This is a genomic window from Citrobacter freundii complex sp. CFNIH2, assembly GCF_002880615.1.
Lineage (GTDB): Bacteria > Pseudomonadota > Gammaproteobacteria > Enterobacterales > Enterobacteriaceae > Citrobacter_A > Citrobacter_A amalonaticus_F.
In genome coordinates, this window is record NZ_CP025757.1 from 864,493 (window position 1) to 882,532 (window position 18,040).

Genomic DNA, 18,040 nt, shown 5'->3' on the forward strand with positions numbered 1-18,040 from the left:
GAGGAAGTGAATACGTGCAACAGATAGCCCGCTCTGTCGCCCTGGCATTTAATAATCTGCCCAGACCCCATCGCGTTATGCTGGGGTCGCTTACTGTTCTGACACTGGCCGTCGCTGTCTGGCGGCCTTACGTTTATCACCCGGAATCTACCCCCATTGTTAAAACGATCGAACTGGAGAAGAGCGAAATTCGTTCACTGCTCCCGGAGGCCAGCGAGCCTATCGATCAGGCGGCACAGGAAGATGAAGCCATTCCTCAGGATGAGCTGGACGACAAAACCTCAGGAGAAGCGGGCGTCCATGAATATGTCGTTTCGACGGGCGATACCCTCAGCAGCATTCTGAATCAGTACGGCATTGATATGGGTGATATCACTCAGCTTGCCGCGTCCGATAAAGAGCTGCGTAATCTGAAGATTGGTCAACAGCTCTCCTGGACACTGACCGCGGACGGTGATTTACAGCGTCTGACGTGGGAAATGTCGCGTCGCGAAACCCGTACCTATGATCGTACTGCGGCGAATGGCTTTAAGATGAGCGCCGAAACGCAGCAGGGCGACTGGGTAAACAGCCTGATGAAAGGCACCGTTGGCAACAGCTTCGTCGCCAGTGCGAAAACTGCCGGGCTGACCAGCGCGGAAATTAGCGCGGTGATCAAAGCGATGCAGTGGCAGATGGACTTCCGCAAACTGAAAAAAGGCGATGAGTTCTCTGTGCTGATGTCTCGTGAAATGCTGGACGGCAAGCGTGAGCAGAGCCAGTTGTTGGGCGTGCGTTTGCGTTCAGAAGGTAAAGATTATTACGCTATCCGTGCCGAAGACGGTAAGTTCTACGACCGCAACGGTACCGGGCTGGCGAAAGGCTTCCTGCGTTTCCCGACGGCGAAACAGTTCCGCATTTCGTCTAACTTCAACCCGCGTCGAACCAACCCGGTTACCGGGCGAGTCGCACCGCATCGGGGCGTGGACTTTGCGATGCCGCAGGGGACGCCAGTGCTGTCCGTGGGTGACGGTGAAGTCGTCGTGGCGAAGCGCAGTGGAGCGGCTGGCTATTATGTGGCGGTGCGTCATGGTCGTACCTATACCACGCGCTATATGCACTTGCGTAAGCTGCTGGTTAAACCAGGACAAAAGGTTAAACGTGGCGATCGTATCGCACTCTCCGGTAACACCGGACGTTCTACCGGCCCGCATCTGCACTATGAAGTCTGGATCAACCAGCAGGCGGTTAACCCGCTGACGGCGAAACTGCCGCGTACCGAAGGTCTGACCGGTAAAGATCGTACCGATTACCTGGCGCAGGTCAAAGAGGTTCTGCCGCAGCTACGCTTCGACTAATCATTCATGACCTCAAAGCCGGTACGCAGCGCGTGTGCCGGCTTTTTTATTTTGTGCGCGGCAGGGTGCGCCGCTACACTATCATCAGATTTACTTTTCGCGTCATCAGGCACTGGATAAGCATGGAAACACAAAAAAATAATAGTGAGTACATCCCTGAGTTTGAGAAATCCTTTCGCCATCCGCGCTACTGGGGCGCATGGCTGGGCGTCGCGGCGATGGCGGGTATCGCCTTAACGCCTGCGTCCTTTCGCGATCCGCTGCTGGCGAAAGTGGGCCGTTTTGCCGGACGTCTGGGCAAAAGCTCGCGTCGTCGGGCGCTGATTAACCTGTCATTATGCTTTCCGGAACGTAGCGAAGCTGAGCGCGAAGCTATTGTCGATGAGATGTTTTCAACGGCGCCGCAGGCCATGGTGATGATGGCGGAACTGGCGATTCGCGGTCCGGAGAAAATTCAGTCGCGCGTTGACTGGGAAGGGCTTGAGATCATCGAGGAGATGCGCCGTAACAATGAAAAGGTGATCTTCCTGGTGCCGCATGGCTGGGGCGTGGATATTCCGGCGATGCTAATGGCGTCTCAGGGCCAGAAGATGGCGGCGATGTTCCATAATCAGGGAAACCCGGTGTTTGATTACGTCTGGAACACGGTTCGTCGCCGCTTTGGCGGTCGCCTGCATGCGCGTAATGACGGCATCAAGCCGTTCATTCAGTCTGTTCGTCAGGGGTACTGGGGATATTATCTGCCCGATCAGGATCATGGCCCAGAACACAGTGAATTTGTCGATTTCTTTGCCACCTATAAAGCGACGCTGCCAGCCATTGGACGACTGATGAAAGTGTGTCGGGCGCGCGTCATCCCGCTGTTCCCGGTCTATAACGGCGATACCCACCGACTGACGATTCAGGTGCGCCCGCCAATGGACGATCTACTGACCGCAGATGACAACACCATCGCCCGTCGAATGAACGAAGAGGTGGAAATTTTTGTTGGTCCGCATCCCGAGCAATATACCTGGATCCTGAAATTGCTGAAGACCCGCAAACCGGGCGAGATCCAGCCGTATAAGCGCAAAGATCTCTATCCCCTCAAATAAAAAAAGGCCTCTCACATGAGAGGCCTTTTTATACCAGCAGTCGATTACTCGACGGTCAGAATACGCGTGGTATTGGTTGAGCCAATGGTGCTCATCACGTCGCCCTGCGTCACGATCACCAGATCGCCGGACACCAGGTAGCCTTTATCACGCAGCAGATTCACCGCTTCGCTTGCTGCGACAACGCCTTCTGCCGCGCTGTCGAAATGTACCGGCGTGACGCCACGGTACAGCGACGTCAGGTTCAGCGTACGCTCATGACGGGACATGGCGAAAATCGGCAGCCCGGAGCTGATGCGCGAGGTCATCAGCGCGGTACGACCGGATTCCGTCATGGTAATGATCGCGGTCACCCCTTTCAGATGGTTTGCCGCGTACATGGCGGACATCGCAATCGCTTCTTCAACATTGTCGAACTGTACGTCCAGACGGTGTTTAGAGACATTGATGCTGGGGATTTTTTCTGCACCCAGGCAGACGCGCGCCATCGCCGCGACGGTTTCCGCCGGGTACTGGCCTGCCGCCGTTTCGGCTGACAGCATAACCGCATCGGTACCATCCAGCACGGCGTTCGCGACGTCCATCACTTCCGCACGGGTTGGCATTGGGTTGGTGATCATCGACTCCATCATCTGGGTCGCGGTAATCACCGCACGGTTCAACTTACGTGCGCGACGAATCAACGTCTTCTGGATGCCGACCAGTTCCGGATCGCCAATCTCAACGCCGAGGTCGCCACGAGCGACCATCACCACGTCAGAGGCCAGAATGATGTCATCCATCGCATTCTGATCGCAAACCGCTTCGGCACGTTCGACTTTGGCCACAATCTTGGCATCACAGCCCGCATCACGCGCCAGGCGACGAGCGTAGTTCAGGTCTTCGCCGCAACGTGGGAAGGAGACAGCCAGGTAATCAACGCCAATCTGAGCGGCGGTCACGATATCGGCTTTGTCTTTTTCGGTCAGGGCTTCAGCGGAGAGACCGCCACCCAGTTTGTTGATGCCTTTGTTGTTGGAGAGCGGGCCACCCACGGTCACTTCCGTGAACACTTTCATGCCCTGAACTTCCAGCACTTTTAACTGCACGCGACCATCGTCGAGCAGCAGAATGTCGCCAGGTACCACGTCTGCCGGCAGACCTTTGTAGTCAATGCCGACTTTTTCTTTGTCGCCTTCACCTTTACCCAGGTTGGCATCCAGGAGAAATTTGTCACCGATGTTGAGGAATACTTTGCCTTCTTTAAAGGTCGAGACGCGAATTTTTGGCCCCTGGAGGTCACCCAGAATGCCCACGTGGCGTCCCAATCTGGCAGCGATCTCACGAACTTTATCCGCGCGCATTTTATGATCTTCTGGCGAACCGTGAGAGAAATTCATCCGCACGACGTTAGCGCCAGCGGCGATAATCTTTTCAAGATTGTTATCGCGGTCGGTAGCCGGGCCTAATGTCGTAACGATTTTGGTTCTGCGAAGCCTTCTGGACATGTAATACTCCGTTGACTGAAACAACTAGGTGTTGCGTGAAAATTGATCCGGCAGTTCTGAAAAACCCTTACACCCGTCATACTTCAGGTTGCCTGTGCGTTGGCCTCCTTGCTCACCCAGTCACTGACTTCAGTAAGCTCCGGAGGATTCGCTGCGTTGCCGCCTTTGTGCAACTCGAATTACTTAGGGTCTACATAGCATAGCGAACAAAACCGGATGACGAATTTAAGTCGTACTTATTATTGCTATTAGCGGTCATTACTCTTGATGAGCAGTTCTTTATCAAAACGCGATTCCTTGAGCGCTTCTTTGACACGCTTCAAGTTATCTCTGAATTTTGCCCCACGGCGCAAAGTAAATCCCGTAGCCAGCACATCTATCACGGTCAACTGCGCAAGTCGAGAGACCATGGGCATATAAATGTCAGTATCTTCCGGCACATCGAGCGTAATTGCCAGCGTGGCTTCACGCGCCAGCGGCGTATCGACGGAGGTTAATGCGATCACCATGGCATCGTTTTCACGCGCAAGCTGCGCCAGTTCGACCAGACTCTTGGTGCGACCAGTATGCGAAATCAGCACGACCACGTCATCGTCACTACAATTCATACAGCTCATCCGTTGCAAAACGACGTCGTCGGAGTAGATAACCGGAACGTTGAAACGGAAAAACTTGTTCATGGCGTCATGGGCGACGGCGGCGGACGACCCCAGACCAAAGAAAGCGATTTTTTTGGCCTGCGTCAGGAGATCCACCGCGCGGTTGATCGCCGATTTGTCCAGCGACTGGCGAACGTGGTCAAGACTGGCCATCGCTGATTCGAAAATCTTGCCCGTATAGGACTCGACACTGTCATCTTCATCCACATTACGATTAACATATGGGGTACCATTTGCCAGACTTTGTGCCAGATGCAGTTTAAAATCAGGGAAGCCCCGGGTTTCCATGCTGCGACAAAAACGGTTCACCGTCGGTTCACTGACGTTGGCTTCCTGCGCAAGCGTGGCAATACTGCAATGGATGGTCCGCTCGGGTGAGGCGAGGATGACATCGGCGACTTTGCGTTCAGATTTGCTCAAATGTTCCAGTTGAGACTGGATCTTTTCCAGCATATTCATGATGTAGACTCAAGGAAATAACGATTTCAGTGATACAAGAAATCGAGAGGCAATTTTGGTAGATAGTACCCCTGCTAATCAGAGAAGGGGGCAAAATGGTCAGAAGAGTTGTTGTTTTTTTTCATAACATGATCAACATCGTGTTTTGACTCAACGTTATGCGTCGCAAACAGACGACGATTTTGACCATTTTGCGCCGTTAAGCGCCAACCGCACGGGGGGTTAAGCGTTTACGGTTTCCGGAATCACGTAAAAGCAGTACAGTGCACTGTAATAAAATTACAAGTAATGCCTGGCAAAGTACCAGGATAGCTAACTAAGGAGAATGACATGGCGGTAACGCAAACAGCCCAGGCATGTGACCTGGTCATTTTCGGCGCGAAAGGCGACCTTGCGCGTCGTAAATTGCTGCCTTCCCTGTATCAACTTGAAAAAGCCGGTCAGCTCAACCCGGATACCTGCATTATTGGGGTAGGCCGTGCCGACTGGGATAAAGATGCCTATACGAAGGTGGTGCGCGAAGCGCTCGAAACCTTCATGAAAGAGAAGATTGATGAAGGATTGTGGGACACCCTGAGCGCTCGCCTGGATTTCTGCAATCTGGATGTGAACGACACCGCGGCATTTACCCGTCTGGGGAAGATGCTCGATCAGAAAAACCGCACCACGATCAACTACTTCGCTATGCCGCCAAGCACCTTTGGCGCAATCTGTAAGGGACTGGGCGAAGCGAAACTGAATGCCAAACCGGCGCGCGTGGTGATGGAAAAACCGCTGGGTACTTCACTGGCGACATCCCGCGAGATCAACGATCAGGTTGGCGAGTATTTTGAAGAGTGCCAGGTTTACCGTATCGACCACTATCTGGGGAAAGAGACCGTTCTGAACCTGCTGGCGCTGCGTTTTGCCAACTCCCTGTTTGTGAATAACTGGGATAACCGTACGATCGATCATGTGGAAATCACCGTGGCAGAAGAGGTGGGCATTGAAGGGCGTTGGGGTTATTTCGACCAGGCCGGTCAGATGCGCGACATGATCCAGAACCACCTGCTGCAAATTCTGTGCATGATTGCGATGTCGCCGCCGTCGGATCTGACCGCTGATGCCATCCGTGACGAAAAAGTGAAGGTGCTGAAGTCGCTGCGCCGTATCGATCGCTCAAATGTGCGTGAAAAAACCGTTCGCGGTCAGTACACCACCGGCTTTGCTCAGGGCAAAAAAGTCCCGGGTTATCTGGAAGAAGAGGGCGCGAACAAGAGCAGTAACACCGAAACGTTTGTGGCGATCCGCGTGGACATCGATAACTGGCGTTGGGCAGGTGTGCCGTTCTACCTGCGCACCGGTAAGCGTCTGCCGACGAAATGCTCTGAGGTTGTGGTTTACTTCAAAACGCCTGAACTGAACCTGTTTAAAGAGTCCTGGCAGGATCTGCCGCAGAACAAGCTGACCATTCGTCTGCAGCCGGATGAAGGCGTGGATATTCAGGTCCTGAACAAAGTTCCGGGTCTTGACCACAAGCATAACCTGCAAATCACCAAGCTGGATCTGAGCTATTCCGAGACCTTCAATCAAACGCATCTGGCGGATGCTTACGAGCGTCTGCTGCTGGAAACCATGCGCGGTATTCAGGCGCTGTTTGTGCGTCGTGATGAGGTTGAAGAGGCGTGGAAGTGGGTCGACTCCATTACCGAAGCGTGGGCGATGGACAATGATGCGCCGAAACCGTATCAGGCCGGGACCTGGGGACCGGTCGCCTCTGTGGCGATGATCACCCGTGACGGTCGTTCCTGGAACGAATTCGAGTAAAAAAGCGTCTAACTCTTCCGTGTTATTTTACCGGTAACATGATCTAACACAGATTGTTGAGCAATTTTTGCACTTTTAAGCCTCGTGTGGATTCACCCGCGAGGCTTTTTTTATTACACTGCCTGAAACGATTTTGCCCCTGAGCTCCGGTGAACAAGCGTTTCCTGTGTTTTTAACCATAGTAAATGAACTTGCCAAACCTGTAGCTCTGACAGATAAATTTCAGGAGCCTCTATGAATCCAAAATTGTTACGCGTAACACAGCGTATTGTTGAACGTTCCCGTGAGACCCGTTCTGCCTACCTCGCTCGTATAGAACAGGCTAAATCCTCGACCGTTCACCGCTCACAACTGGCATGCGGGAATCTGGCGCACGGATTCGCGGCCTGCCAGCCAGACGATAAAGCCTCTCTGAAAAGCATGTTGCGTAACAATATCGCGATCATCACCTCCTACAACGACATGCTCTCCGCCCATCAACCCTACGAACATTACCCGGATATCATTCGCAAAGCGCTGCATCAAGCCAATGCGGTCGGGCAGGTTGCGGGCGGCGTTCCGGCAATGTGCGACGGCGTGACGCAGGGGCAGGACGGTATGGAGCTTTCGCTGCTGAGTCGCGAAGTGATTGCGATGTCCGCTGCGGTAGGACTCTCTCACAACATGTTCGACGGCGCGCTGTTCCTCGGCGTCTGTGACAAAATCGTCCCGGGCCTGGCGATGGCGGCGTTGTCATTCGGTCATCTGCCTTCCATCTTCGTGCCGTCAGGTCCAATGGCGAGCGGCCTGGCGAACAAAGAGAAAGTCCGCATTCGTCAGCTCTATGCCGAAGGTAAAGTTGATCGCATGGCGCTGCTGGAATCTGAAGCCGCCTCCTATCATGCGCCGGGCACCTGTACGTTCTACGGTACCGCGAACACCAACCAGATGGTGGTGGAGTTCATGGGGATGCAGCTGCCGGGGTCTTCGTTTGTTCACCCGGATGCTCCGCTGCGTGAAGCGCTGACGGCGGCAGCGGCGCGCCAGGTGACGCGCCTGACCGGTAACGGCAACGAATGGATGCCGATCGGCAAAATGATTGATGAGAAAGTGGTGGTGAACGGGATTGTCGCGCTGTTGGCGACCGGCGGTTCAACGAACCACACCATGCACCTGGTGGCGATGGCCCGCGCTGCGGGTATCCAGATTAACTGGGATGACTTTTCTGATCTCTCCGACATCGTGCCGCTGATGGCGCGTCTCTATCCTAACGGCCCGGCGGATATTAACCACTTCCAGGCCGCGGGCGGCGTGCCGGTCCTGATGCGCGAACTGCTGAACGCGGGTCTGCTGCATGAAGACGTCAACACCGTGGCCGGTTTCGGCCTGAAGCGCTACACCCTGGAGCCGTGGCTGAACAATGGTGAACTCGACTGGCGTGAAGGCGCGGCCAAATCGCTGGACAGCAATGTGATTGCCTCCTTTGACCAGCCGTTCTCTCACCATGGCGGCACTAAGGTGCTGAGTGGTAACCTCGGTCGCGCGGTCATGAAAACGTCCGCCGTACCGGTCGAGAACCAGGTGATTGAAGCGCCTGCCGTTGTTTTTGAAAGTCAGCATGATGTCCTGCCGGCCTTTGAAGCGGGTCTGCTGGACCGCGACTGCGTGGTGGTTGTGCGTCATCAGGGACCAAAAGCGAATGGAATGCCAGAATTACATAAACTCATGCCGCCACTTGGTGTATTATTGGACCGTCGTTTCAAAATTGCGTTGGTTACGGATGGTCGACTTTCCGGTGCGTCCGGTAAAGTGCCTTCAGCCATCCATGTAACCCCGGAGGCCTATGATGGCGGACTGCTGGCAAAAGTACGCGATGGCGACATTATTCGGGTGAACGGGCAGACAGGTGAATTGACGCTGCTGGTGGATGAGGCGGAGCTTGCCGCTCGTCAGCCGCATATCCCGGATCTGAGCGCATCGCGCATCGGTACGGGGCGTGAAATGTTCAGCGCGCTGCGTGAACAGTTGTCCGGCGCAGAACAGGGCGCAACCTGTATTCATTTTTAAGGCATATTTTGTAATCAGGCGAGAGAAAAACTCTGATGAAAAACTGGAAAACAAGTGCAGAAGCAATCCTGACCACCGGCCCGGTTGTCCCGGTGATCGTAGTGAATAAACTGGAACACGCTGTGCCGATGGCAAAAGCGCTGGTTGCGGGTGGAGTGCGCGTACTGGAAGTGACGTTACGTACCGCCTGCGCGATGGATGCTATCCGTGCTATCGCTAAAGAAGTTCCGGAAGCCATCGTGGGTGCGGGGACGGTGCTGAATCCGCAGCAACTGGCAGAGGTCACTGCTGCCGGTGCGCAGTTCGCTATCAGCCCGGGGCTGACCGAGCCGCTGCTGAAAGCGGCAACCGAAGGCACGATACCGCTGATTCCTGGCATCAGCACTGTTTCTGAACTGATGCTGGGCATGGACTACGGTCTGAAAGAGTTCAAATTCTTCCCGGCGGAAGCGAATGGCGGCACCAAAGCGCTGCAGGCCATTGCCGGTCCGTTCTCTCAGGTGCGTTTCTGCCCGACTGGCGGCATCTCTCCGGCTAACTACCGTGATTACCTGGCACTGAAAAGCGTGCTGTGCATCGGCGGTTCCTGGCTGGTGCCGAATGACGCGCTGGAAGCCGGTGACTACGATCGTATCACCAAACTGGCTCGTGAAGCGGTTGAAGGCGCGAAGCAGTAAGCTACCAATGTGTAAACCGTAGGCCCGATCAGACGCGTCAGCGCCGCCATCGGGCTTTGCCGGATGGTGGCATGACTGCCTTATCCGGCCTACGGCTGCTGTTGTTACCCTGTCACTTTCACCTGCGCGGCGGCGTTTTTCGCACGTTCAATAGCGTCATCAATGTTGTCAGCCGTTGCCAGCGCCACGCCCAGACGACGCGTTCCATCGATTTCCGGCTTACCGAAGAAACGGACCTGCAAACCGGCACCGACGGCAGCCTGAACATTGCCAAACGTCACGTCCTGACTGGTCAGTTGCGGTAAAATCACGGCAGAGGCTGCCGGACCATACTGACGAATAGCGCCCACGGGCAGTCCGAGAAAAGCGCGTACGTGCATGGCAAACTCCGATAAGTCCTGAGAGATCAACGTCACCATGCCGGTATCGTGCGGGCGAGGGGAGACCTCGCTGAAGATGACCTCATCCCCGCAGACAAACAGCTCTACGCCAAACAGACCGTGACCACCCAGGGCTAGCACCACTTTACGGGCAATGTCCTGAGCGCGTTCCAGCGCCAGCGCGCTCATCTGCTGCGGCTGCCAGGATTCACGATAGTCGCCATCTTCCTGGCGATGGCCCACAGGAGCACAGAAATGGACGCCATCGACGGCGCTGACGGTGAGCAGGGTGATTTCAAAATCAAACTTCACAACCCCTTCAACGATCACCCGACCGGCACCCGCGCGACCGCCCTGTTGGGCATAGTCCCAGGCTTGCGCCAGCTGCGTTTCGGAACGAATAAAACTCTGCCCCTTGCCGGAAGAACTCATCACCGGTTTGACAATGCAGGGATAACCAATTTCAGCCACGGCGTCGCGGAAAGTGGCTTCACTGTCGGCAAAACGGAAGGTTGAGGTGGGCAGTGCCAGTTCTTCTGCCGCCAGACGGCGAATACCTTCACGGTTCATCGTGAGTTTTGTCGCGCGTGCGCAGGGCACGACGTTCAACCCTTCTTGTTCCAGCGTCACCAGCATATCTGTGGCAATGGCTTCAATCTCCGGCACGATATAGTGCGGTTTCTCCAGCTCCACTACGCGGCGAAGCGCGTCGCCATCCAGCATATTAATGACGTGCGAACGATGCGCGACATGCATGGCCGGTGCGTCGGCATAGCGGTCCACCGCGATCACTTCCACGCCGAGACGCTGGCACTCGATGGCCACTTCTTTACCCAGTTCACCAGAACCCAATAACATCACCCGAGTTGCTGCCGGACGCAGCGCTGTGCCTAATAATGTCATGAATATATCCCCCAACAAATTTGGCCGCAGTATATACGAAAACGTTTGCGTCTGTCTTTATTGCCAGGTTGATTTCAGCGGTAAAATAGAATATACTGTACATAAATACAGTAATATTGAGAGGCTGCAACATGGCGGTTGAAGTTAAATACGTAGTCATTCGGGAAGGTGAGGAAAAAATGTCATTTACCAGCAAAAAGGAAGCGGATGCGTATGACAAAATGCTGGATACGGCGGATCTGCTCGACACCTGGCTTGAACAGTCCCCGCTAGCGCTGGAAGACGAACAGCGGGAAGCGTTGTCGCTGTGGCTGGCCGAACAAAAAGAGGTGCTGAGCACCATCCTCAAAACCGGCAAGTTGCCTTCTCCGCAGGTGGTTGAGAATGATGCCTCTGCCGGGGACGATACGCAGGCGGCCTGAATCTGACTTGCGCTCCTGACGTTTTGTACCATGCTTTTTCCTGAATCAATGTGCTACCAGGTAAAGGAAAGTATGAAAAGAAAAGGTGCGTTAATCAGCCTGCTGTTGTTAAGCGCTAGTCTGTCGGTGTCGGCGGCAGAGACTGACAGCAAAACCGTCAAATTCCCCCATTGCGATGGTCTCGATGCGGCAGGTATTGCCGCAAGTGTGAAACGTGATTATCAGCAAAATCGCGTGGTGCGCTGGGCAGACGATCAAAAACGGGTCGGGCAAGCTGACCCGGTTGCCTGGGTCAATCCGAAAGAGATTACCGGGCAGGACGGGAAATGGACGGTGCCGCTGACCGTGCGCGGGAAAAGCGCGGATATTCATTATCAGGTGAAGGTCGACTGCAAGGCCGGCACGGCGGAATATCGTTCGCAATAGCGCGAACATTTGCGCATCTTTAGCGCCGGCAGACATTTCCTGACATCCCCTCGGGTACGCTTTGAAAATTCATTGTCAGTACTTGAGGGATAAAATGGCTAACTGGCTTAATCAATTACACTCTCTTCTCGGGCAAAACGGATCGTCCTCCTCTTCTTCAGGTGAACAGGGATTAAGTAAGCTGCTGGTACCCGGCGCGCTGGGTGGTCTGGCTGGGTTACTGGTCGCCAGCAAATCCTCCCGCAAGCTGCTCAGCAAATACGGCACCAGCGCACTGTTGGTGGGCGGCGGCGCGGTGGCAGGAAGCGTGCTGTGGAACAAGTACAAGGATAAGGTTCGCGCGGCGCATCAGGATGAACCGCAGTTTGGCGCGCAAAGCACGCCGCTGGATGTGCGCACCGAACGGCTGATCCTGGCGCTGGTTTTCGCCGCGAAAAGTGACGGCCATATCGATGCCAAAGAGCGGGCGGCAATCGAACAACAGCTGCGTGAAGCGGGTGTTGAAGCGCAAGGGCGTGCGCTCATCGAGCAGGCGATTGAACAACCGCTGGAGCCGCAGCGCCTGGCGCAGGGGATCCGCAATGAAGAAGAGGCGCTGGAGATCTATTTCCTCAGCTGTGCGGCCATTGATATCGACCACTTTATGGAGCGCAGCTACCTGAACGCGCTGGGTGATGCGCTGAAGATCCCGCAGGATGTTCGTGATGGTATCGAGCAGGATCTGCAACAGCAAAAACAGGCGCTGCCCGACTAACAAACGACCTCCGGCGGCATGTTTCGCTTGCATCATTCGTCAGTTTTGCCACCCTTAAAGGGTGTATAAAGACGAAAGAACAACGACATGCTGCCGAAAGCCAATCGCATTCCTCACGCCATGACTCTCCATGACGACACTCGCATTGATAATTACTACTGGCTGCGGGACGACACCCGTTCGCAACCGGATGTGCTGGCGTACCTGAAACAGGAAAACCAGTACGGACATCAGGTGATGTCCACGCAACAGGCATTACAGGAACGCGTGCTGAAAGAAATTATCGATCGTATTCCTCCCCGCGATACCTCTGCGCCCTGGGTGAAGAACGGGTATCGCTATCGCCATCTCTATGAATCCGGATGTGAGTACGCCATTTATCAACGTCAGTCTGCGCTGAGTGAGGAATGGGATGACTGGGAAACGCTGCTTGATGGCAACAAACGGGTGGCACACAGCGAGTTCTACACTCTGGGAGGGCTGGCGATAACGCCGGATAACACCATTATGGCGCTGGCGGAAGATTATCTTTCGCGCCGCCAGTACGGGATCCGTTTTCGCAATCTGGAAAACGGCAACTGGTATCCGGAGATGCTGGATAACGTGGATCCTGAGTTTGTCTGGGCGAATGACTCGCTGACCTTCTACTATGTGCGTAAACATGCGACGACGCTGCTGCCCTGGCAGGTCTGGCGGCACACTGTCGGCACCCCGTCGACACAGGACGAACTGATTTACGAAGAAAAAGACGACACCTTCTACGTCAGCCTGCACAAAACGACGTCGCAACATTACATCGTTATTCATCTGGCAAGCGCGACAACCAGCGAGGTTTTACTGCTGGATGCTGAACTGGCGGATGCTGAACCGTTCATCTTCCTGCCGCGCCGCAAGGACCACGAATACAGCCTCGATCACTATCAACATAAGTTTTATCTGCGTTCGAACCGCGAGGGTAAAAATTTTGGTCTTTATCGCACCCGTGTGCGCGATGAGAAACAGTGGGAAACGCTGATCCCGGCCCGTGAAGCGATCATGCTGGAAGGGTTTACTCTTTTTACCGACTGGCTGGTGGTGGAAGAACGCCAGCGTGGCTTGACCAGTCTGCGGCAGATCAATCGTAAAACTCGCGAGGTGGTGGGGATCGCCTTCGACGATCCGGCTTATGTCACCTGGCTTGCTTATAACCCGGAACCGGAAACCTCACGCCTGCGCTATGGCTACTCCTCGATGACCACACCGGACACGCTGTTTGAACTGGACATGGACACCGGTGAACGACGGGTCATTAAACAGACAGAGGTGCCGGGATTTGACGCCGCCAACTATCGCAGTGAACACCTGTGGATCACCGCGCGTGATGGCGTCGAGGTACCGGTCTCGCTGGTTTATCATCAGAAACATTTTCGCAAAGGGCAAAATCCGCTACTGGTTTACGGCTACGGCTCCTACGGCGCCAGTATGGATGCCGATTTCAGCAGCAGTCGTTTAAGCCTGCTGGATCGTGGATTCGTCTATGCCATCGTCCACGTGCGAGGCGGAGGCGAACTGGGGCAGCAGTGGTATGAAGACGGTAAGTTCCTCAAAAAGCGCAATACCTTCAACGATTATCTCGATGCCTGCGACGCGCTGATTGCCCAGGGCTACGGCTCGCCCTCACTCTGCTATGGCATGGGGGGTAGCGCGGGAGGAATGCTGATGGGCGTGGCGATCAACGAGCGTCCCGAACGCTTTCATGGCGTGGTTGCCCAGGTGCCGTTTGTGGATGTGGTGACAACGATGCTGGATGAGTCGATACCCCTGACGACCGGCGAGTTTGAGGAGTGGGGGAATCCGAAAGATCCGCTGTATTACGCCTACATGAAAAGCTACAGTCCGTACGATAACGTCAGGGCGCAGGCTTACCCACATCTGTTGGTCACCACCGGACTGCATGATTCGCAGGTCCAGTACTGGGAACCGGCAAAATGGGTGGCGAAACTGCGTGAGCTGAAAACGGATGACCATCTGCTGTTACTGTGTACTGATATGGATTCCGGGCACGGCGGTAAATCAGGCCGTTATAAATCCTGGGAAGGTGTGGCGCTGGAATTTGCTTTCCTGATTGCTCTGGCGCAAGGAACATTGCCCGGTAATGGCGCGATTCAGGCGTTATCCAGATAGTGTTTGAGGGTTAAACGCAGCTCCGGGCTCATGCTGTCGAGGTTGTTAAACAACCAGCGCAGATAGCCCGGGTCGCGCTCCGCGACATCCGAAACGGCTTTGCCGCGATACTTGCCAAAGGTGAAGGTGGTCAGTAACCCCGGCCGCCCGGTGATGTCGACCATCTGCTCTGCCGTCCAGCCGGAAGTATTCATAATATCGATGAGCAGCGCAGCGGTGATATAGCAGTCATAGAGTGCGCGGTGGTGATGCAGACCCGCAGGCGTTTGCACGTTCAGCTTGCGTGACTTGTAGAGCGCCATATTGCTGTACTTAATCCCCGGCCAGAGGCGGCGGGAAAGTTTCATGGTGCAAATCCACTCGCCTGGCATGTCTGGCAGCACGCGACGGTCAAAGCTGGCGTTGTGCGCCACATACCATTCGCTGCCGTAATAGTGGGGGATGACCTCTTCAATCCACGGCTTATCCGCCACCATCGCTTCGGTAATACGATGAATGGCCATGGCCTGCGGCGAGATCGGCCGGTCAGGGCGCACCAGGTGGCTCATAGGATTCACGATTTTACCGTCAACCACGTCAACAGAGGCGATCTCTACAATCCCGCCCTGCAGGCCACAGGTCTCAGTATCGATGATGCGCAGCATGTAAAACTCCTGACCGAAAACGATTAGCGTAATGGAATGATATCACCTTGCCAACCCTGCGCTGTGCGCTGCCCCGTTAATAACAGCGAACCGCGGTCGGCGCGGACAATTAATTGCCCGTTTTCATCCCATAATGCGCTACTTCCTCGCGCATTGGCCATCAGTACGGCAATCGAGAATTGATGCGAGAAATGTTGTAACTGCGACGTTGAGGTCAGCAATTCCGGCTCACTGACGCTTTGACTGGTGGTAAACAGAGAAAATGCCGGATCCATATCAACACCTTCCGGTTGCTCATCGACAACGCTGATGGTTTTCAGGCCCTTACCAAGGCATGCGCCGTGGCTTTGATGAAACAGGCGCAGTGAGGTTATCCACGGTGCGAAGACGGCAATCCCTTTGACAAAACGGTTGTTATGCTCGACCGGAAGACCGGCAATGATCGTCATGCGGTGCGCGTGGGCGGCCTGAGAGAGCGGTTGTAGCAGAGTGATATCCGGCGGCGCAGGCAGGCACTGTGATTCATCCATGCAACCGAGTAAGGAGAGGGCGGGAAACACCAACAGCTCGCACTGTTGTCGGGCTGCTGCGTCGATGAAATTCAGATGATGAGCGATATGTTCGCGAACCGATGTTTTTAGCGGTTCATACTGTGCAGCAGCGATTTTCCAGCGTGACATAATGACTTCCTTTTCATAGTGTCTACAATCATCCTTAAATCATAGAATAAGAATGCGCTTATACTGTAGCAGGCAATATGTAAGGATATGTAACTTCGTGCCGAAAAATTATTTAGGTTTAGGCTCATACGGCAAACGGGACAACGACACGGACGCCAGACGGTGGGCAATCAGACGCTCGCGAAACCAGTCGCGCAGATGTGCAGGCTGCTCACGTTCTACCACTTCGGCGACAACGGGCATATTGTAGCGCTCTTTAAACGCGACGCCGGCAGCGGCCAGATCAACGTTTACTTTGTCCATTTCAGCCTGTTCAAGCTGAGCCAGATTTTTGTGCATGGGCTTCTCCTTCGGTCTTGCGCGCAAAAGTTACTAAGAGTCGACCATAATGGCAAGCCGCAATTGAAGATTGTCGACGCGAACATTATAGAAGGTTATCCTCTCAGGATAAGGCATTACAAAAGGGAATAGTTGATATGGTCTCTCCTGCACGTACTTTCCGCTATACGCTCCTTTTTCTGGCAGCCGTTCTGGCAACCCCGACCGTGTGGGCGCATGCGCATCTGACACACCAGTATCCGGCGGCGGATGCCGAGGTGACCGCCGCGCCGCAGGCGCTGACGCTCAGTTTTTCTGAAGGTATCGAACCCGGATTCAGCGGGGCGACGATTACCGGCCCAAAACAAGAGGGAATCAGAACCCGTCCGGCAAAGCGTAACGAACAGGATAAAAAACAGCTGATCGTCCCGCTTGATGAAACGCTGAAGCCGGGTCAGTACACGGTGAACTGGCACGTGGTGTCTGTCGATGGACACAAAACCAAAGGGCAGTACACCTTTAGCGTGAAATAAACATGCTGACGCTGACGTGGGTTGTTCTCCGCTTCATCCATTTTACCGCTCTGATGCTGGTGTTTGGCTCTGCGCTTTACGGCGCATGGCTCGCACCGGCATCGATCCGCCGTCTGATGAGTCGCCGCTTCTTACGCCTGCAACAACAGGCTGCATTGTGGAGCTTTTTAAGTGCGTTACTGATGCTGGCGGTCCAGGGCGGGCTTATGGGCTCTGGTTGGCAGGATGTTATCTCTGTGCCTGTCTGGGGCGCGGTATTGCAAACTCAGTTTGGCGGTGTGTGGCTCTGGCAGATCGTTCTGGCGCTGGTTACGCTGGTTGCCGCGCTGATTGTGCCGCGTGATTTAGCGCGACTCTTACTGCTCTTAACTCTCGCGCAGTTTGCCCTGTTGACGGGGGTTGGGCATGCCACACTGCACTCGGGGGTTATTGGTGCGCTCCAGCAGACAAACCATGCGGTGCATCTGATTTGTGCCGCAACCTGGTTTGGAGGACTGCTACCGGTGATTTATTGCATGCAGATGGCGAAAGGACGCTGGCAGCAGCAGGCGGTTTATACCATGATGCGTTTTTCCCGCTATGGGCATCTTGCCGTGGCGGGGGTATTACTCACCGGTATCGCCAATGTGCTGTTTATCCAGGGCTTTTCACTGCCGTGGCAGACCGCATGGGGGCAACTGCTTTTGCTAAAATGTGCACTCGTCGTGCTAATGGTGGCAATCGCACTGGCGAATCGGTATCTTCTCGTACCACGAATGCGGCAGGATAGTCGACGCATCAACCGGTATTTTATTTGGATGACGAAGATCGAATGGGGAATTGGCGCCGTCGTGCTGGCAATCGTCAGTGTGTTTGCGACGCTGGAACCGTTCTGAAGGACAGGCAAAATTCATGAAAAAAGTGATTCTCTCTTTGCTGCTTCTGACCAGTTCAGGGGTTGCGCTGGCGGCACCGCAGGTCATCACCGTGAGCCGTTTTGAAATCGGTAAAGATAAATGGGCGTTCAATCGTGAAGAGGTGATGCTGACCTGTCGGCCTGGACACGCGCTGTATGTGATTAACCCCAGCACGCTTGTACAGTATCCGTTGAACGATGTTGCACAAGAGCAGGTGGCAAGCGGCAAAACGAATGCGCAACCCCTGTCGGTGATTCAGATTGACGATCCGGCAAAACCGGGTGAAAAAATGAGCCTGGCACCGTTTATCGAACGAGCGGAAAAACTCTGTTAGTTACCAAAAGTATCTTTCTGAT

At 54.6% G+C, this 18,040-nt stretch carries 18 protein-coding genes; 12 read left to right on the plus strand and 6 right to left on the minus strand.

What is annotated here, in order from left to right; genetic code table 11:
- The first annotated feature begins 14 nt into the window (after positions 1-14).
- Together mepM and lpxM are read left to right on the plus strand one after the other, a co-directional pair.
- Positions 15-1,337 (plus strand): murein DD-endopeptidase MepM, encoded by a 1,323-nt coding sequence (gene mepM / locus WM46_RS04325; protein ID WP_061077816.1) that lies wholly within the window; start codon positions 15-17, stop codon positions 1,335-1,337.
- Between the two features lie 122 nt (positions 1,338-1,459).
- Positions 1,460-2,431 carry a lauroyl-Kdo(2)-lipid IV(A) myristoyltransferase gene (gene lpxM, locus WM46_RS04330; protein ID WP_102601519.1) on the plus strand — a complete coding sequence of 324 codons (972 nt, stop codon included), beginning with the start codon at positions 1,460-1,462 and terminating at the stop codon, positions 2,429-2,431.
- A 44-nt stretch (positions 2,432-2,475) separates the two neighbouring features.
- On the opposite strand, the gene pyk is transcribed toward lpxM, so the two are convergent.
- Complete coding sequence (gene pyk, locus WM46_RS04335; RefSeq protein WP_043000365.1) at positions 2,476-3,918, minus strand: pyruvate kinase; 1,443 nt, start codon at positions 3,916-3,918, stop codon at positions 2,476-2,478.
- Between the two features lie 248 nt (positions 3,919-4,166).
- Complete coding sequence (locus WM46_RS04340) at positions 4,167-5,036, minus strand: MurR/RpiR family transcriptional regulator (RefSeq protein ID WP_102601520.1); 870 nt, start codon at positions 5,034-5,036, stop codon at positions 4,167-4,169.
- A gap of 330 nt (positions 5,037-5,366) precedes the next feature.
- Here WM46_RS04340 and zwf point away from each other — a divergent pair, with 330 nt between their 5' ends.
- The 3 genes from zwf to kdgA all read left to right on the plus strand — a co-directional run bounded on the left by zwf (position 5,367) and on the right by kdgA (position 9,565).
- Positions 5,367-6,842 (plus strand): glucose-6-phosphate dehydrogenase, encoded by a 1,476-nt coding sequence (zwf, locus tag WM46_RS04345; RefSeq protein WP_102601521.1) that lies wholly within the window; start codon positions 5,367-5,369, stop codon positions 6,840-6,842.
- Between the two features lie 234 nt (positions 6,843-7,076).
- Positions 7,077-8,888 (plus strand): phosphogluconate dehydratase, encoded by a 1,812-nt coding sequence (edd, locus tag WM46_RS04350; protein ID WP_102601522.1) that lies wholly within the window; start codon positions 7,077-7,079, stop codon positions 8,886-8,888.
- A 35-nt stretch (positions 8,889-8,923) separates the two neighbouring features.
- A complete protein-coding gene (gene kdgA, locus WM46_RS04355; protein ID WP_042318438.1) occupies positions 8,924-9,565 on the plus strand; it encodes a bifunctional 4-hydroxy-2-oxoglutarate aldolase/2-dehydro-3-deoxy-phosphogluconate aldolase in 642 nt (213 codons plus the stop codon).
- Between the two features lie 104 nt (positions 9,566-9,669).
- Here kdgA and purT read toward each other — a convergent pair whose 3' ends face one another.
- Positions 9,670-10,848, minus strand: a complete 1,179-nt coding sequence (gene purT, locus WM46_RS04360; protein WP_102601523.1) for a formate-dependent phosphoribosylglycinamide formyltransferase — start codon at positions 10,846-10,848, stop codon at positions 9,670-9,672.
- 131 nt (positions 10,849-10,979) lie between these two features.
- Here purT and yebG point away from each other — a divergent pair, with 131 nt between their 5' ends.
- From yebG to ptrB, 4 genes are all read left to right on the plus strand, one after another.
- Positions 10,980-11,270 (plus strand): DNA damage-inducible protein YebG, encoded by a 291-nt coding sequence (yebG, locus tag WM46_RS04365; RefSeq protein WP_061077810.1) that lies wholly within the window; start codon positions 10,980-10,982, stop codon positions 11,268-11,270.
- 72 nt (positions 11,271-11,342) lie between these two features.
- Positions 11,343-11,696, plus strand: coding sequence for a protein YebF (yebF, locus tag WM46_RS04370; protein ID WP_102601524.1), 354 nt, complete (start codon positions 11,343-11,345; stop codon positions 11,694-11,696).
- Between the two features lie 94 nt (positions 11,697-11,790).
- A complete protein-coding gene (locus WM46_RS04375) occupies positions 11,791-12,450 on the plus strand; it encodes a tellurite resistance TerB family protein (protein WP_102601525.1) in 660 nt (219 codons plus the stop codon).
- 87 nt (positions 12,451-12,537) lie between these two features.
- Positions 12,538-14,613: an oligopeptidase B gene (gene ptrB, locus WM46_RS04380; protein WP_102601526.1), complete on the plus strand. Its 2,076-nt coding sequence runs from the start codon at positions 12,538-12,540 to the stop codon at positions 14,611-14,613.
- Here the strand turns inward: ptrB and exoX are convergent.
- The 3 genes from exoX to WM46_RS04395 all read right to left on the minus strand — a co-directional run bounded on the left by exoX (position 14,595) and on the right by WM46_RS04395 (position 16,276).
- A complete protein-coding gene (gene exoX / locus WM46_RS04385; protein WP_043000375.1) occupies positions 14,595-15,257 on the minus strand; it encodes an exodeoxyribonuclease X in 663 nt (220 codons plus the stop codon). The two genes, ptrB and exoX, sit on opposite strands and share 19 nt — an antisense overlap.
- Before the next feature lie 23 nt (positions 15,258-15,280).
- Positions 15,281-15,937, minus strand: coding sequence for a carbon-nitrogen hydrolase family protein (locus WM46_RS04390; protein WP_102601527.1), 657 nt, complete (start codon positions 15,935-15,937; stop codon positions 15,281-15,283).
- A gap of 108 nt (positions 15,938-16,045) precedes the next feature.
- Positions 16,046-16,276: a DNA polymerase III subunit theta gene (locus tag WM46_RS04395; protein ID WP_042318454.1), complete on the minus strand. Its 231-nt coding sequence runs from the start codon at positions 16,274-16,276 to the stop codon at positions 16,046-16,048.
- A gap of 137 nt (positions 16,277-16,413) precedes the next feature.
- Between WM46_RS04395 and yobA the strand changes: the two genes are divergently transcribed.
- From yobA to WM46_RS04410, 3 genes are read left to right on the plus strand one after another with little or no spacing between them, the layout of a single operon-like run.
- A complete protein-coding gene (yobA, locus tag WM46_RS04400; protein WP_061077805.1) occupies positions 16,414-16,788 on the plus strand; it encodes a CopC domain-containing protein YobA in 375 nt (124 codons plus the stop codon).
- 2 nt (positions 16,789-16,790) lie between these two features.
- Entirely contained in the window at positions 16,791-17,663 is an 873-nt protein-coding gene (copD, locus tag WM46_RS04405; protein WP_102601528.1) for a copper homeostasis membrane protein CopD, read from the plus strand.
- A gap of 16 nt (positions 17,664-17,679) precedes the next feature.
- Positions 17,680-18,018, plus strand: coding sequence for a YebY family protein (locus WM46_RS04410; RefSeq protein WP_061077803.1), 339 nt, complete (start codon positions 17,680-17,682; stop codon positions 18,016-18,018).
- Positions 18,019-18,040: the final 22 nt, after the last annotated feature.